We start from the raw sequence: 16285 nt of genomic DNA on the forward strand, positions 1-16285 counted from the left end.
GTTGGGTCAGTCAACTCATGTATCAACTGTAAAAACTGCTATCGGGAGCAAGCCCCCTCCCAACAAAAAGCAAAAAAAGCAGTCTGCCATGTATGCAAAACCCGCCCTTGATCTGCTTCAACCACTCAGGCCGGCTTCCGGTCCTTTCAAAAGTGACTCGCTGTAAGAGCGGAACCGATACAAACCATCACCCAGACAACGGATATGTACGAAAATCCAAAGAACACATCGAACCCGCTTGCTGCGCGAAAGCGCCACATCAAAGATCCAATCCAACCACTCAGCGTCCTGACAATAAACGGCAGCAATGTTAGCGTGCTTACCATTCTTCAGTAGTCGATGAGCCCGCCTGCCATGAAAAAGACCGTCCTCGCCTTCAGCCGCGTCACCCCGCAAATGATCGAACGCCTGCAACAGGATTTCGACGTCATCGCCCCGGACCCCAAGCGCGGCGACCTCAACGCTCAATTCAACGAAGCCCTGCCCCACGCCCACGGCCTGATCGGTGTAGGCCGCAAACTCGGCCGCGCGCAGCTCGAAGGCGCGAGCAAGCTTGAAGTGGTCTCCAGCGTCTCCGTAGGCTACGACAACTACGACGTAGCGTACTTTAACGAACGCGGGATCATGCTCACCAACACCCCCGATGTACTCACCGAAAGCACCGCCGACCTGGCCTTTGCCTTGCTGATGAGCAGCGCGCGCCGCGTGGCCGAGCTGGACGCCTGGACCAAGGCCGGCCAGTGGAAAGCCAGCGTCGGCGCGCCATTGTTCGGCTGCGATGTACACGGCAAGACCCTCGGTATCGTCGGCATGGGCAACATCGGCGCAGCCGTGGCCCGGCGTGGGCGACTGGGTTTCAACATGCCGATCCTGTACAGCGGTAACAGCCACAAACCCGCGCTGGAACAGGAACTGGGCGCGCAATTTCGCAGCCTCGACCAATTGCTGGCCGAGTCGGACTTCGTCTGCCTGGTGGTGCCGTTAAGCGAGAAGACTCGCCACCTGATCAGCACGCGCGAGCTGGGCCTGATGAAGCCCGGCGCAATCCTGATCAACATTTCGCGTGGCCCGGTCGTAGACGAACCGGCGCTGATCGAAGCCCTGCAAAGCCAACGCATTCGTGGCGTCGGACTAGATGTGTATGAGCAGGAGCCGCTGGCTGAGTCGCCACTGTTCCAACTGAGCAACGCCGTGACCTTGCCGCATATCGGCTCGGCCACCCATGAAACGCGTGAAGCCATGGCCAACCGCGCGTTGCAAAACCTGCGCAGCGCCCTGCTCGGCCAGCGCCCGCAGGACCTGGTGAACCCGCAGGTGTGGAAAGGCTGACACCACCACTTCCAGGCGAATGATCGTTCCCGTGCTCTGCGTGAGAACGATCAGTTGCGCTGGTGACAACGATCATCAAATCCGGTTAAAGCCTGGCGCTGACAAGTCGATAACCCTCTATAGATTGTCTTCCCTGATCCACAGAAGGTTTTTATGTCCACCACCAAAGCCCGCGCAGACTCACTCTCGCTTCTGCTGTTTACCTTGCGCAGCGGCAAGCTGATGGCCATCAATCTGTTGAAAGTCAGCGAAATTATCCCCTGCCCACCGCTGACCAAGCTGCCGGAGTCGCACCCTCACGTCAAAGGCATCGCCACCCTGCGCGGTGCGTCGCTGTCGGTGATCGACCTGAGCCGCGCGCTGGGCGAAATGCCCTTGGAAGACCCGAACGGCGGCTGCCTGATCGTCACCGATGTCAGCCGCTCCAAGCAGGGCTTGCACGTGCAAGCGGTGAGCAAAATTGTGCACTGCCTGACCACCGACATTCGCCCGCCGCCCTATGGCTCCGGCGGCAATCGCTCGTTTATCACCGGTGTTACTCAGGTTGAAGGCGGGCTGGTGCAGGTGCTGGACATCGAAAAGGTTATCCACGGTATCGCGCCGGCCCCGATTGAAGTGGCGCCGACCGACCTGACCATGGAAGAGGCCGAAGTGCTGGGCAACGCGCGAATTTTGGTAGTAGACGACAGCCAAGTGGCCTTGCAGCAATCGGTCCACACCTTGCGCAACCTCGGCCTGACGTGCCACACCGCCCGCAGCGCCAAGGAAGCGATTGACGTGCTGCTGGAATTGCAGGGCACTGTCGAGCAGATCAACGTGATGGTATCGGACATCGAAATGTCCGAAATGGACGGTTACGCCCTCACCCGCACCCTGCGCGAAACCCCGGATTTCCAGGAGCTTTACGTGCTGTTGCACACCTCCCTGGACAGCGCCATGAACAGCGAAAAAGCCCGCCTGGCCGGGGCCGACGCGGTGCTGACGAAGTTTTCCTCGCCCGAACTGACCAAATGCCTGGTGATTGCTGCGCAGACCGTGGCGCAAAAAGGCCTGTAAACAGTGGCGGAGTACTTTCAACTGTTGCGCCGCGACCTCACCGGCAGCCTGCCCGCGCCGCAGTGGCCGGCGGGTACTCGGCTGGCGCATTACCGCGACGAACTGGCCCCGGCGATTCATGCCGTGTTGCGCTTGGGCGAGGCGCAAGGCGGCGGCCGTGTCGCCAGCCTTGAGCAATGGCGCCAACGGTTCCTGACCGATGCCGAGTTCGACCCGACGCTGTGCCTGGTGGCCAGTCATGGCGACGGCATTCTTGGCGTCGCGCACTGCTGGACCAGCGCGTTTATCAAGAACCTGTGCATACACCCCGCCGCGCAGGGCCAAGGGCTGGGCCGCGCGTTGTTGCTGCAGGCTTTTGCGGTGTTCAAGCAGCGCGGCGAACCGTGGGTCGACCTCAAGGTGCGCGAAAGCAACGCGCGCGCCCGGCAACTGTACGAAAGCGCGGGCATGGTGTTTGTGCTGCGCGACCGGATGCCCGAGGCCTGACCGTCGCTGGCGCATAACTTGCTTGCCAAGTGTGTGAGCAGTGCGAAGAGGTAAAAACCCGTCACTGTTCAAGAGTGCCCTCTGACCTTGCCTGGTGACAGAACCTCCATGAACACTCATTTTTCCTGCGTGGGTTGCGGCAAATGCTGCACCGACCATCATGTGCCACTGACCCTCGAAGAGGCCCGCCAGTGGGCGGCGGACGGCGGTAACGTCATCGTTCTGGTGGAAGGTTTTCTGGGCACCGGCCTGGGCTTGCCCGTGCAACAACGCGAACACGCGCAGCGGCGCTCGGTGGTTGTGCCTTGCGGCAGCGCCGAGGCGTTTGTGGCGATTACCTTTGCCGCCTACAACACGGGGCGCTGCCGGAATCTTGACGAAGACAACCTGTGCCGCATCTATGAACGTCGCCCGCTGGTGTGCCGCATCTACCCGATGGAGATCAACCCGCACATCCCGCTCAGCCCTGCCGCCAAGGACTGCCCGCCGGAATCCTGGGAACAAGGCCCTGCGCTGATCGTCGGTGGGCAATTGGTGGACCTGGAGTTGGCTGACTTAATCAGCCGCTCACGCCAGGCCGACCGTGACGACGTGCACACCAAGGAGGCGGTGTGCGCCTTGCTGGGTATTCGCACCACGGCGCTCAAGGGCGACGGGTTTACCGCGTACCTGCCGGACATGCACGCGTTTGCGCAGGCAATCGAGTTGGCCGCTGACCAGCCGAGCGTGGCCAATGAGTGGGTGTTCCACGTCTCCGGGATGGACATCGCCGAACAATTGCTCGACGCCGGGGCGCAGCTTGCCACCGAGGTGCCGGCCAACTATGCGTTTATCTCGTTGCGCGCCGCTTAACCGGCGACGGGCCCAGGTAAGCCAGGGTAATGGCCGCGTATTTGCCAGTGTCTTTCAAGCGTTGCAGTGCCTTGTTCAGCGCCGCGGTCAGTTCAGGGGTGGCTTTGCGCGTAGCACTCGATGTTCAGGCCTGCGAGTTCACCTTGGGCGTCGTGGAATTTAAGGGGCGGTACATCCGCCTCGACCCCGAAGCGTATTTCGGGCCGCAGGTTATCGGCTGGGGGCGCAACCGCGCAGCCCGCACCGACCAGTAAAATCAGAAAAAACGTCGTCAGTGTCAGCAGTTGTCTTGCCGTAGTCATATACCCGTCCAATGCCAAAGTAGTGTGAGGCATGCGGGCCACGTAACGCATGGCCAAAACGCCGCAGACGTTTTAACAAGCACTGGCCGGTCTTTAACTGCGACTCGCCTGTTTAGTTCGTAGGCAAATTCCCAAAGTAGGGGTAGACGCGTTAGCGCCCTGGTGGCGTTTGCCGCCGTTAGCCATCGCTGGCTTCCAGTCGGTAGTGCGCAAGAATTCGCTGGTACTCGCCGCTGTGCATGAGTTGTTCCAGCGCATGGTTAAGTTGATCGCGCAGCTCGGTATCAGGCTTGCGCAGCGCAATCGCCACGCCGTCGCCAAGCAGATCAGCCGACACCGCCGGGCCCAGAAAGTCGAAATCCTGGCCTTCAGTGGTGTCGAGCAATGCCTGGCGGATTTCTACGGTGCCTTGCAACGTCGCATCGATATGGCCCGCCACCAGGCTGCGAGCCAGTTCATCGTTGAGCCAAAAGCTCTGGATACTCACGCCGGACGGCGCCCAGTGGGATTGAGCAAACGCTTCACGGTTGCTGCCCAGCAGCACGCCGACGCGCTTGCCTTTGAGCGAGCGCACGGTCGGCAGCAACCCTGATGTTTTGCGCGCCACCAAGCGGGTGGTGAACGGATAAAGATTATCGGTGAAATTCACCCGTTGGCGCCGCCTCGACGTGGCGGCTATGCCCATGATTGCATCGAACTGGCGGGCCTCCAGGGCTGCAAAATTTTCCACGACAACCTGATCGACCCAGGTACAGCGCACGTTGAGCTGTTGGCACAAGGCATTGCCCAAATCGATGTTCAAACCCACCAGCTGACCTTGCTGATTACGGCTTTGAAAAGGCGGGAATTGCGCGGCGACCGCGAAACGCAGGGCGCGCGGTGATTCTTCAGCTGTCGCAGGGGCGCAAAAAACAGCGGCCAGGACCAATAAGGCAGGCGCAACAGAGACCCGTACTAAGACCACAGCGAACATCCTTTTCCAGAAAGACCAGCGTCACCACGCCCCGGCCCCAAAAAACCGGGGCGAAGCCAATGTGATGCAAGCTTTCTAGAACCGACCGTAGCGCTACAAGCAGAATTATCAGCAAGCGTTGTAGGCAAATGCCGATACGGTGTACGGATTTTTAGCCTCAGCGTTTACCCATCGAACGGCGAGTACCCGGCGGAGCCATGCCTGGCGACTTGGTATGGCCGTTTTTAGCGCCATTTTTGTACCGGGGCTGGGCGGCATTTTTGGCCCCGGCCAATTCACCCGGTTTGAACGGAAACTTGAACGCCGGGATCTCGGCTTGTTCAACGCTTGCAGCGTCGGCCGGGTCGACGAGGTCGGTCGCTTCAACAGGCGGTTGTGTCGGGGAAGTCATAAGGGCTCCGGCGCAGCTATAGGTGTAAAACCGCGAGTATACCGGGGCCGGGGCTGCAAGCGGTAAGCTTCAAGCGACAGGTTAACAACGTTAGCTGTCACGGCTGTCAGTTAGCCGTCACGATCCTGACCGGCTTATAGCGCTATAAAGCACTCATACACATTCTAACTTGCGGCTTGCAGCTAGAAACCTGCAACCGCGCCTACGGCGTAATCCCATGCACATTCAACGCAAAACTGCCCTGATAGTGGGTGTCGTCGTGGTAGTGGCGATTGCAGCCTGGGCACTGACCCGGCCGGCCAAGACCAAACTGGCGGCGCCCACCGCGATTCCGGTACGCGTGGTCAGCGTTACGCAACAGGACGTGCCGCGGTTTGTCAGTGGTATCGGCTCGGTGCTGTCGATGCACAGTGTGGTGATTCGCCCGCAAGTCGATGGCATCCTCACCCAATTGCTGGTCAAGGAAGGCCAACAGGTCAAGGCCGGCGACCTGTTGGCGAGTATTGATGACCGTTCGATCCGCGCCAGCCTCGACCAGGCCAAGGCGCAACTCGGCGAAAGCCAGGCGCAACTGCAAGTGGCGCTGGTGAACCTCAAACGTTACAAGGAACTGAGCATCGACAACGGCGTGTCGAAGCAGACCTATGACCAGCAACAAGCGCTGGTCAACCAACTGAAGGCCACGGCGCAGGGCAATCAGGCGGCGATTGATTCGGCTCAGGTGCAGCTTTCCTACACGCAAATTCGCTCGCCGGTCACAGGTCGCGTCGGCATTCGCAATGTGGATGAAGGCAACTTCCTGCGCATGAGTGACGCCCAAGGCCTGTTTTCCGTGACGCAAATCGACCCGATCAGCGTCGAGTTTTCCTTGCCGCAACAGATGCTGCCGACCCTGCAAGGCCTGATCGCGGCGCCTGCCCAGGCCAGCGTCGATGCCTACCTGGGCGCCGACACCGACGGCCAGACCGGCGACTTGCTCGGTGAAGGCCACTTGAGCCTGATTGACAACCAGATCAGCTCCAGCACCGGCACCTTGCGCGCCAAGGCTGAGTTCACCAACGCCTCGCAGCGCCTGTGGCCGGGGCAACTGGTGACCATCAAGATTCAAACCGCCCTCGACAAAAATGCTTTGGTAGTGCCGCCGACCGTGGTGCAACGTGGCCTGGACACGCATTTTGTGTACCGGGTAAACGCTGACAAAGTTGAGGTGGTGCCGGTGCAGGTGGTCTACCAGAACAGCGACCTGAACATCATCAAGGGCGTGCAAGCCGGCGATGTGCTGGTCAGCGATGGCCAGTCGCGCCTCAAGGCCGGTGCCCAGGTCGAAGTGCTCAAGGAACCGCCGCAGGTAATTCAGACCGTCGATGCCAAGGTGCAACGATGAGCAGCCGCCTTTCGCCGTCCGCCTGGTGCGTTGACCACCCGGTCGCCACCCTGCTGCTGACCTTTGCCCTGGTGCTGTTGGGCGCCATTGCCTTCCCGCGCCTGGCCATCGCGCCTTTGCCGGAAGCGGAGTTCCCGACGATTCAGGTCAGCGCGCAATTGCCCGGCGCCAGCCCGGACACCATGGCGTCATCCGTGGCAACGCCGTTGGAGGTGCAATTCAGTGCCATCCCCGGCATGACGCAAATGACCTCCAGCAGCGCCTTGGGCTCCAGCCTGTTAACCCTGCAATTTACCCTGAGCAAAAGCATCGACACCGCAGCGCAGGAAGTGCAGGCCGCAATCAATACCGCGTCCGGCAAGTTACCCAGCGATATGCCGAGCCTGCCGACCTGGAAAAAGGTCAACCCGGCAGACAGCCCGGTGCTGATCCTCAGCGTCAGCTCAAGCAGCATGCCCAGCACCGAACTGAGCGACTACGTAGAAACCTTGCTGGCGCGCCAGATCAGCCAGATCGACGGTGTCGGCCAGATCAACATCACCGGCCAGCAGCGCCCGGCGATTCGCGTGCAGGCCTCGCCCGACAAACTTGCGGCCATCGGCCTGACCCTGGCTGACGTGCGCGTGGCCATCCAGCAATCCAGTTTGAACCTGGCCAAGGGCGCGATTTACGGTGAGAACAGCGTGTCGACGCTGTCGACCAACGACCAGTTGTTTCACCCGGATGAATACGCCCGGTTAATCGTTTCCTACAAAGACGGCGCACCGGTTCAACTGCGCGACATCGCCAAAGTCGTTAACGGTTCGGAAAACGCCTACGTGCAGGCCTGGTCCGGCGACACGCCGGGGGTCAACCTGGTGATTTCGCGCCAGCCCGGCGCCAACATCGTCGAGACCGTCGACCGTATTCAAGCCGAGCTGCCGCGCCTGCAAGGCATGTTGCCAGCCTCGGTGCAGGTCAGCGTGTTGACCGACCGCACCAAGACCATTCGCGCCTCTTTGCATGAAGTGGAAGTGACCCTGCTGATCGCCATCTTGCTGGTGGTGGCGGTGATGGCGCTGTTCCTGCGCCAGTTGTCGGCCACGCTGATTGTGTCCAGCGTGCTCGGCGTGTCGCTGATCGCCAGCTTCGCGCTGATGTATGTGATGGGCTTCAGCCTCAACAACCTCACGCTGGTCGCCATCGTGATCGCGGTGGGGTTTGTGGTGGACGATGCCATCGTGGTGGTGGAGAACATTCACCGCCACCTGGAGGCGGGTTTAAGCAAACGTGAGGCGGCGATCAAGGGCTCCAGCGAGATTGGTTTTACTGTGGTGTCGATCAGCTTCTCGCTGGTGGCGGCGTTTATTCCGCTGCTGTTCATGGGCGGCGTGGTCGGGCGGCTGTTCAAGGAGTTTGCGCTGACCGCCACCTCGACCATTTTGATTTCGGTGGTGGTCTCGCTGACGCTGGCGCCCACCCTGGCCGCGCTGTTCATGCGCGCGCCGACCCATCCTGTTCACGACAAACCGGGTTTCAGCGAACGCCTGCTGGCCGGTTATGCGCGCAACCTGCGCCGCGCGCTGGCGCATCAGCGCAGCATGCTGGCGATTTTTGCCGTGACCCTGGCACTGGCCGTGGTCGGCTACGTGTTTATCCCCAAAGGTTTCTTCCCGGTCCAGGACACCGGTTTTGTGCTGGGCACCAGCGAAGCGGCAGCGGATGTGTCGTACCCGGACATGGTCGCCAAGCACAAGGCGCTCGCCGAGATCGTCAAGGCCGACCCTGCGGTGGAGGCGTTTTCGCATTCGGTGGGCGTCACCGGCAGCAACCAGACCATCGCCAACGGCCGCTTCTGGATCGCCTTGAAAGACCGTGGTGATCGCGACGTGTCCGCCAGCCAATTCATCGACCGCATCCGCCCCCAACTGGCGAAGGTGCCAGGGATCGTGCTGTACCTGCGCGCCGGCCAGGACATCAACCTGAGCTCCGGCCCCAGCCGCGCTCAGTACCAATATGTGCTTAAAAGCAACGACGGCCCGACGCTGAACACCTGGACCCAGCGCCTGACCGAAAAATTGCGCGCCAACCCGGCCTTCCGCGACTTGTCCAACGACCTGCAACTGGGCGGCAGCATCACCCACATCAGCATCGACCGCCAAGCCGCCGCGCGCTTCGGCCTGACGGCGACCGACGTTGACCAGGCGCTGTACGACGCCTTCGGCCAGCGCCAGATCAACGAGTTCCAGACCGAGATCAACCAGTACCAAGTGGTGCTGGAACTCGACACTCAGCAACGCGGCCGTGCCGAGAGCCTGAACTACTTCTACCTGCGCTCACCGCTGACCAACGAAATGGTGCCGCTGTCGGCAGTCGCCAACGTCGACCCGCCAACCGTGGGGCCGTTGTCCATCAGCCATGACGGCATGTTCCCGGCGGCCAACCTGTCCTTCAACCTGGCGCCCGGCGTGGCGTTGGGCGATGCCGTGATCATGCTCAACCAGGCCAAGAACGAAATCGGCATGCCGGCCACTCTGATCGGCTCGTTCCAGGGCGCGGCGCAAGCGTTTCAGAGCTCATTGGCCAGCCAGCCGTGGCTGATTCTGGCCGCGCTGGTGGCTGTCTACATCATTCTGGGTGTGCTGTATGAGAGTTTTGTGCACCCGCTGACGATCATCTCGACCTTGCCCTCGGCGGGCTTGGGCGCGCTGATCATGCTCTGGCTGCTGGGCCAGGACTTTTCGATCATGGCGTTGATCGGGCTGGTGCTGCTGATCGGTATCGTCAAGAAAAACGGCATCCTGATGATCGACTTCGCCCTGGAAGCCCAGCGCGTGCGCGGGTTGCCGCCCGAGGAGGCGATTTATGAGGCATGCGTCACACGGTTTCGGCCGATCATCATGACCACCCTCGCAGCGTTGCTCGGTGCGGTGCCGCTGATGCTCGGTTCCGGGCCAGGCGCAGAACTGCGCCAGCCGCTGGGTATTGCCGTGGTCGGCGGCTTGCTGGTGAGCCAAGCGCTGACGCTGTTCACCACGCCGGTCATATACTTGTACCTGGAGAAGTTTTTCCACAGGCCCAAACCAGCGCTGGCGCTGACGACCACACATTGAGGCTGAGGCCCCGCCCTGGAGCAAAAGGCTCATGCGAGTCCTGATTATTGAAGATGAAGAAAAAACCGCGGACTACTTGCACCGCGGCCTGACGGAGCAAGGCTACACCGTCGACGTGGCGCGCGAAGGCGTCGAAGGCCTGCACCTGGCGCTGGAGAACGATTACGCAGTGATCGTGCTCGACGTGATGCTGCCCGGCCTCGATGGCTTCGGCGTGTTGCGCGCATTGCGCGCGCGCAAGCAGACGCCGGTGATCATGCTGACCGCCCGCGAGCGCGTGGAAGACCGCATTCGCGGCCTGCGCGAAGGCGCTGACGATTATTTGGGCAAGCCGTTTTCGTTCCTCGAACTGGTGGCGCGCCTGCAAGCGCTGACCCGCCGCAGCGGCGGCCACGAACCGGTGCAAGTCACCGTCGCCGACCTGTGGATCGACCTGATCAGCCGCAAGGCCAGTCGCAACGGCGTGCGCCTGGACCTCACCGCCAAAGAGTTCTCGCTGCTCAGCGTGTTGGCGCGGCGCCAGGGTGAAATTCTGTCGAAAACCTCGATTGCGGAAATGGTCTGGGACATCAATTTCGACAGCGACGCCAACGTGGTCGAAGTGGCGATCAAGCGCCTGCGCGCCAAACTCGACGGGCCGTTCGAAGAAAAACTGCTGCACACCATTCGCGGCATGGGCTACGTACTGGAAAGCCGCCTGCTGCAGAGCCGCGTGCTGGAGAACCACAGTGGCGGCTAACTCCATCGCGCTGCGCCTGAGCGGCATGTTCACGCTGGTGGCGCTGCTGATCTTCGTATTGATCGGCGGCGCACTCTATCAACAGGTCGACCGTGGCTTGGGGTTGTTGCCGGGCGCCGAGTTGGATGCGCGCTACAGCGTGCTTGAATCCTCGGTCAGCCGCTTCGGCACGCCGGAGCATTGGGTGAAGATCAAGGCCAAACTCAAGCTGTTGGGCGAGGAAGACAAGCGCATCCGCTTCTGGGTGGTGAGCAGCGATCCGAACTACGAATACGGCAACCCTGATGCGCAGATACGTGCGTTCGCCGAAGGCCCGACCGGCAAGCGCGATTTGCGCCTGCCGGAGCGTGAATACCCGTTCAAGGTCTTGGTGAGCCAGTTCCCGGCCAAAGACCAACGCCCGCCGCTGCGCTTTATGATCGCCATCGACACCGAAAACTTCCGCGCCACCCAGCACCAACTGCTGATCGCGTTGATCGGCCTGGCGTTTGTCGGCGTGGTGCTGGCGGCGCTACTGGGGTTTTGGGTCTCGCGTATCGGCCTCAAGCCGCTGAGCAAACTATCGGACGAGGCGCAGAAACTCGCGCCGCCAAAACTCTCCGGGCGCCTGCAATTGTCGCCGCTGCCGCCGGAGCTGAGCCAGTTTGTCAACTCGTTCAACGCCACGCTCGACCGCGTGGAGCAGGCCTACTCGCGCCTGGAGTCGTTCAATGCCGACGTGGCTCACGAACTGCGCTCGCCACTGACCAACTTGATCGGGCAGACCCAAGTGGCGCTGACCCGTGGCCGTTCGGCCGAGCATTATTTCGAGGTGCTGCAATCCAACCTTGAAGAGCTGGAACGCTTGCGTTCGATCATCAATGACATGCTGTTCCTGGCCAGCGCCGACCAGGGCAGCAAGGCGACCAAACTGACGCAAAGCTCGCTGGCCGATGAAGTGGCGACCACGCTCGACTACTTGGATTTCATCCTGGAAGACGCCCAAGTCAACGTGCGGGTAAACGGTGATGCCTTGGTGCACATCGAAAAAGCCCACTTGCGCCGTGCGCTGATTAATCTGCTGAGCAATGCGGTGCAGCACACCGCGCCGGGGCAGGTTATCGAGGTGAACATTGACGTGCGCGAACGTCAGGTGACGATTGGCGTGACCAACCCCGGCGAGCAGATTGCCAGCGAGCATTTGCCACGGCTGTTTGAGCGTTTTTATCGGGTGGATGCGTCGCGCAGTAACAGCGGGGCGAACCATGGGTTGGGGTTGGCGATTGTTAAAGCGATTGCGTTGATGCATGGCGGGGACGTGTTCGTGCGCAGTGAGAGCGGCGGTAATACCTTTGGCATTACCTTGCCGGTGTAGCTGAGCTGAATCACAGGGCCGAACTCAGTCAAAAATGCTCCCAGCATTGGCGCTGCATTCATCAGGTAGAGCCCCATTCCTTTCAGTCTGACTGTTGCGATTTGGGCAACAGTCATTATCTTGTTACACTCCGCCCCCGCCGCTCAACTGCTTGATTTTCAAGCAAGCATGAGCGCGACGGCAAAGACAGCTTCCGCTTGCTCGAATCCACATCGACTGAATCTTAGGGCTCTAACCTGGGATTCCGTCTCAAAGCCGCTGACTCAAGCGGCTTTTTTTTGCCGCAAAAAAAGGCCAGGCACACCCCCACGACATTGGCCGTTTTCGATTGATCAAAGGAGCTCCCCCAGTGAAGAACTCGCTGACGTTAACCCCACTATTCCTAGCGATCACAGCAATTATCGCCCCCCTCGCCCACGCAGCAGACGCCGCGCCGGCCGACGGTTTTATCGAAGGCTCACACCTGACGATCAACACCCGCAATTACTACATGAACCGTGACCGTCGCGACATTCATACCGATGACAGCAAAGAGTGGGGCCAGGGCTTTCTCGGCACGTTCACATCCGGCTACACCCAAGGCACAGTCGGCTTTGGCTTGGACCTCAACGCCATGCTCGGCCTGAAACTCGACGGCGGTGGCGGCACCGACGGCTCCAGCATCCTTCCCTACGGCAGTGGCAACGGTAAAGCACCGGGTTCGTTCTCGACCGCAGGCGGCACCTTGAAAATGCGTGCCCTGGACACCGAGTTGAAGGCTGGCGACCTGTTCCTGAATAACCCGGTGATCGCCGGCGGCATGACGCGCATGTTGCCGCAGACCTTTCGTGGCGTCAGCCTGACCAACCACAGCTTTGACGGCTGGATGTTCGAAGGCGGCCAGGCCAGCTTCACCAAGCTCTACAACCAGAGCGGCCACCGGCGCATCGGCACCAGCTACGGCGCGCTGCCGAACACTGCCGACAGCCAGCACCTGAACTGGGCTGGCGTGTCTTTCAGCGGCCTGCCGGGGCTGACCAGCAACCTGTATGCCTCCGAACTCAAGGACGTGTGGCACCAGTATTACTACGACTTGGATTACACCTACGCGCTGAACGACTGGGTAAGCCTCAACCCGGGCCTGCACTACTACCACACCCAGGACACCGGCCAATCGCTGCTGGGCAACATCGACAACAACACTTACAGCCTGCATTTCACCGTGGGCGTGGGCAACCACAGCGTCACCGCCGCCTACCAGCGGGTACACGGCGACACGCCGTTCGACTACATCACCCAAGGCGACAGCGTGTACCTGGACAACTCCCAGCAGTACTCGGATTTCAACGGCCCCAACGAGCGTTCGTGGAAACTCAAGTACGCCTACGACTTCGCCGGCCTCGGCGTGCCTGGGCTGACGTCTGCCGTGTCGTATATCAGCGGCAAGACCGACCTCACCAAAGTCGACCCCAACAGCCGTGGCTACAGCACGTGGTACAGCGCTGATGGCAAAGACGCCAAGCATTGGGAACGCGACATCGACGTGAAATACGTGGTGCAAGGCGGTAAGGCGAAGAACTTGGCGGTACGCCTGCAGTGGGCCGAAAACCGTGGGAGTAACGGCTATTCGGCGGTGGACCGGGATGTGGATGAATACCGGGTAATCGTGGACTATCCGATCAACGTGTTCTAAACCGCGGCGGTTTCTTGCAAAGCAGTGAATCAATTTTCGTCGCGTAGAACTAAACTGCCAGCATCTTCACTGCTGAAGTCTGCGCGATGAGTCAACGCCCTGCTCGTACACCGCCTGCACTCCCGGAAATTCTGCTGATTCTGGGCAGTGGCCTCACTGTCATCGTGATTGTGATTATCGTCGCGGCGTTGCTGATTCGTGAACACGCCAGCACCCTGCGGGCGGCCACGCGCTCAACCACCAATATTGCCCAACTGATCAACGCCGATGTGCTGCGTAACGTCGAGCTCTACGACCTTGCCCTTAAGGGACTGATCCAGGCAAAACAACGCGAAGACTTGTCGCAGGTGCCCGCCGACATCCAGCACTTGGTGCAATTTGACCTCTCTACGGCTGCGCCCTTCAAGGGCGAAGTGCTGTTGCTGGACGCGAATGGCGCGGTCGCCGCTGATTCATCTACCCTCAAGCCCACCTCGCGCAACTTTGCCAACCGCGATTATTTCCAGGTACACGCAAATGACGCGCAGGCGGGTTTGTTTATCAGCCGACCGTTCAAGATCCACTGCGATTGCGAGCAGGTCTGGCGCATCGCATTCAGTCGTCGCGTGTCTGGCCCCAACGGTGAATTCGCCGGCGTTGCAGTGGCGACCATGCGCCTGGCGTACTTCGACCAGCTATTCAGCAGCCTCACCATTGGCAACGGCAGCACCGTGAACCTGCTGAGCAGCAACGGCATTCTGTTGGCCCAGCAGCCGCTGCTCGAACGCGACATGATCAACAAGGACCTCAGTGATCGGCCGAACTTCAAGCGCATGCTGCGTGAAGGCAGCGGGAGCTTCCAAGCCATCTCGACCACCAGCGGCAAGGAACGTTTTTACACCTTCACCACGGTCGGGGAGCTGCCGCTGATAGTGGTGGTGGCGCTGTCCAGTGAAGACGTACTCGCGCCCTGGAAGCGCGCCACTTGGCTGACCAGCGGGGCCACCGGCGTACTCTGCGTTGGCCTGTTGTGGTTAACGTGGATGCTGCGCCTTGAGCTGCGCCGCCGCCATCGTGCCGAACAGGTGCTGTCAGAACTGGCAGCCACCGATGCCCTGACCGGCCTGGCCAACCGTCGCACCCTTGATGAACGCCTGCGCCTGGAATGGGACCGCGCACAGCGCTCGACTGAGCCAATGGCGCTGTTGATGATCGACGTGGACCACTTCAAAGCCTTCAACGACCGCCATGGTCACCACGGTGGCGACGAGGCATTGCGCACGGTTGCCCAGGTGATCGGCAGCAATATCCGCCGCCCCGCCGACCTGGCCGCGCGCTATGGCGGTGAGGAGTTCGCAGTGGTATTGCCGCATACCGACCTGACGGGTGCCTGGGTGATCGCCGAGCACATCCGCAGCAGTGTCGAGCTGTTGCCACTGGTGGCCGACGCTGAACGGCCGATTACCGTGAGTATCGGCATGAGCATCTGGGAGAAACACAGCCGCACGTCGTTGGAGGCGCTGCTGCTGAGTGCGGATCAGGCGCTGTATGAGGCTAAACGCAGCGGGCGCAATCGGATCGTCGACGCAACGACTGCGTGAATCAGGCACCCGCAACGTGTGGCGAGCCCCAGTGCATGAATTTTCGGCAATAAAAAAAGGCCACCCGAAGGCAGCCTTTTAAAACTAAAGAAAAGAGAGTTGTTACTTACACCGCCGCGACGGGACGCATGTAAGAGATCGGTGCGGTGCTGGCATCTTCGAAGGTCACGACTTCCCAAGCGTCTGTCTGAGCAATCAACTTGCGCAGCAGCTGGTTGTTAAGGGCATGGCCCGACTTGAAGCCTTTGAACTCGCCTATCAGGCTATTGCCCAGCAGGTAGAGGTCACCGATTGCATCGAGGATTTTATGCTTCACGAATTCGTCTTCGTAGCGAAGGCCGTCTTCGTTCAGTACACCATCCGCGTCGACCACAATGGCGTTTTCAACGCTGCCGCCGAGTGCGAGGTTGTGCTTGCGCAGGTACTCGATGTCACTCATGAAACCAAAGGTACGGGCGCGGCTAACTTCTTTTACAAACGAAGTGCTGGAAAAATCCACGCTTGCACTTTGCACGCGGTCACGGAATACCGGGTGATCGAAATCGATCTCAAAGCTCACTTTAAAGCCTTCGAACGGGACGAAGGTGGCGCGCTTGTCGCCGTCTTCTACTGTCACTTCCCGCAGAATGCGAATGAACTTCTTGGCTGCGTCCTGTTCTTCCAGGCCGGCAGATTGAATCAAGAATACGAAGGGTCCAGCGCTGCCATCCATGATCGGGACTTCGGACGCGGAGAGCTCGACGTAGGCGTTATCGATGCCCAGGCCAGCCATGGCCGAGAGCAAGTGCTCCACCGTGTCCACTTTGACGTCACCGTTGACCAACGTGGTCGACATCGTGGTTTCGCCAACATTTTCCGCGCGAGCAGGAATCTGCACCACAGGGTCCAGGTCGGCACGAACAAACACGATGCCGGTGTCGACAGGTGCAGGTTTGAGGGTCAGGTATACCTTCTCCCCGGAGTGCAGACCTACACCTGTGGCACGGATAATATTCTTCAGGGTGCGTTGTTTAATCATGGCTTGGACCGCTTGAGCGCAAATTGCGAACTGGTATCAACAAAGGCTGGCGATAAT

General features: G+C 60.4%; 14 protein-coding genes. 11 read left to right on the forward strand and 3 right to left on the reverse strand.

What is annotated here, in order from left to right; translation table 11 throughout:
- Window positions 1–354: 354 nt before the first annotated feature.
- The 5 genes from F0169_RS09215 (at window position 355) to F0169_RS27355 (ending at window position 3977) form a co-directional block, all read left to right on the forward strand.
- Window positions 355–1329, forward strand: a complete 975-nt coding sequence (locus F0169_RS09215) for a 2-hydroxyacid dehydrogenase (protein ID WP_152746316.1) — start codon at window positions 355–357, stop codon at window positions 1327–1329.
- A 153-nt stretch (window positions 1330–1482) separates the two neighbouring features.
- Window positions 1483–2385, forward strand: a complete 903-nt coding sequence (locus F0169_RS09220; RefSeq protein ID WP_058414250.1) for a chemotaxis protein CheV — start codon at window positions 1483–1485, stop codon at window positions 2383–2385.
- Between the two features lie 3 nt (window positions 2386–2388).
- A complete protein-coding gene (locus tag F0169_RS09225; protein ID WP_172979380.1) occupies window positions 2389–2871 on the forward strand; it encodes a GNAT family N-acetyltransferase in 483 nt (160 codons plus the stop codon).
- Between the two features lie 108 nt (window positions 2872–2979).
- The gene (locus F0169_RS09230) at window positions 2980–3723 is read left to right on the forward strand and encodes a YkgJ family cysteine cluster protein (RefSeq protein WP_152746317.1); all 744 of its coding nucleotides are present in this window, start codon (window positions 2980–2982) and stop codon (window positions 3721–3723) included.
- A 29-nt stretch (window positions 3724–3752) separates the two neighbouring features.
- Window positions 3753–3977: a hypothetical protein gene (locus F0169_RS27355; RefSeq protein WP_172979381.1), complete on the forward strand. Its 225-nt coding sequence runs from the start codon at window positions 3753–3755 to the stop codon at window positions 3975–3977.
- Window positions 3978–4203: 226 nt separating this feature from the next.
- Here the strand turns inward: F0169_RS27355 and F0169_RS09240 are convergent, their stop codons facing one another.
- Both F0169_RS09240 and F0169_RS09245 read right to left on the reverse strand, forming a co-directional pair.
- Window positions 4204–4998 (reverse strand): transporter substrate-binding domain-containing protein, encoded by a 795-nt coding sequence (locus tag F0169_RS09240; protein ID WP_082649072.1) that lies wholly within the window; start codon window positions 4996–4998, stop codon window positions 4204–4206.
- Between the two features lie 157 nt (window positions 4999–5155).
- A complete protein-coding gene (locus tag F0169_RS09245; RefSeq protein WP_152746319.1) occupies window positions 5156–5389 on the reverse strand; it encodes a hypothetical protein in 234 nt (77 codons plus the stop codon).
- Between the two features lie 217 nt (window positions 5390–5606).
- Between F0169_RS09245 and F0169_RS09250 the strand changes: the two genes are divergently transcribed.
- The 6 genes from F0169_RS09250 (at window position 5607) to F0169_RS09275 (ending at window position 15210) form a co-directional block, all read left to right on the forward strand.
- Entirely contained in the window at window positions 5607–6773 is a 1167-nt protein-coding gene (locus F0169_RS09250; protein ID WP_152746320.1) for an efflux RND transporter periplasmic adaptor subunit, read from the forward strand.
- On the forward strand, window positions 6770–9865 hold the full coding sequence (locus F0169_RS09255; protein ID WP_152746321.1) for a multidrug efflux RND transporter permease subunit: 3096 nt from the start codon (window positions 6770–6772) through the stop codon (window positions 9863–9865). Before F0169_RS09250 ends, F0169_RS09255 begins: the two co-directional genes overlap by 4 nt.
- 31 nt (window positions 9866–9896) lie before the next feature.
- Window positions 9897–10604 carry a heavy metal response regulator transcription factor gene (locus tag F0169_RS09260; RefSeq protein ID WP_152746322.1) on the forward strand — a complete coding sequence of 236 codons (708 nt, stop codon included), beginning with the start codon at window positions 9897–9899 and terminating at the stop codon, window positions 10602–10604.
- On the forward strand, window positions 10594–11958 hold the full coding sequence (locus F0169_RS09265) for a heavy metal sensor histidine kinase (protein ID WP_172979382.1): 1365 nt from the start codon (window positions 10594–10596) through the stop codon (window positions 11956–11958). Before F0169_RS09260 ends, F0169_RS09265 begins: the two co-directional genes overlap by 11 nt.
- A gap of 349 nt (window positions 11959–12307) precedes the next feature.
- Window positions 12308–13630 (forward strand): OprD family porin, encoded by a 1323-nt coding sequence (locus F0169_RS09270; protein WP_058414259.1) that lies wholly within the window; start codon window positions 12308–12310, stop codon window positions 13628–13630.
- An 86-nt stretch (window positions 13631–13716) separates the two neighbouring features.
- Window positions 13717–15210, forward strand: a complete 1494-nt coding sequence (locus F0169_RS09275; protein WP_152746324.1) for a sensor domain-containing diguanylate cyclase — start codon at window positions 13717–13719, stop codon at window positions 15208–15210.
- A 106-nt stretch (window positions 15211–15316) separates the two neighbouring features.
- Here the strand turns inward: F0169_RS09275 and lpxC are convergent, their stop codons facing one another.
- Window positions 15317–16228 (reverse strand): UDP-3-O-acyl-N-acetylglucosamine deacetylase, encoded by a 912-nt coding sequence (gene lpxC / locus F0169_RS09280; RefSeq protein WP_058414261.1) that lies wholly within the window; start codon window positions 16226–16228, stop codon window positions 15317–15319.
- Window positions 16229–16285: the final 57 nt, after the last annotated feature.

It is taken from the genome of Pseudomonas kitaguniensis, assembly GCF_009296165.1.
Lineage (GTDB): Bacteria > Pseudomonadota > Gammaproteobacteria > Pseudomonadales > Pseudomonadaceae > Aquipseudomonas > Aquipseudomonas kitaguniensis.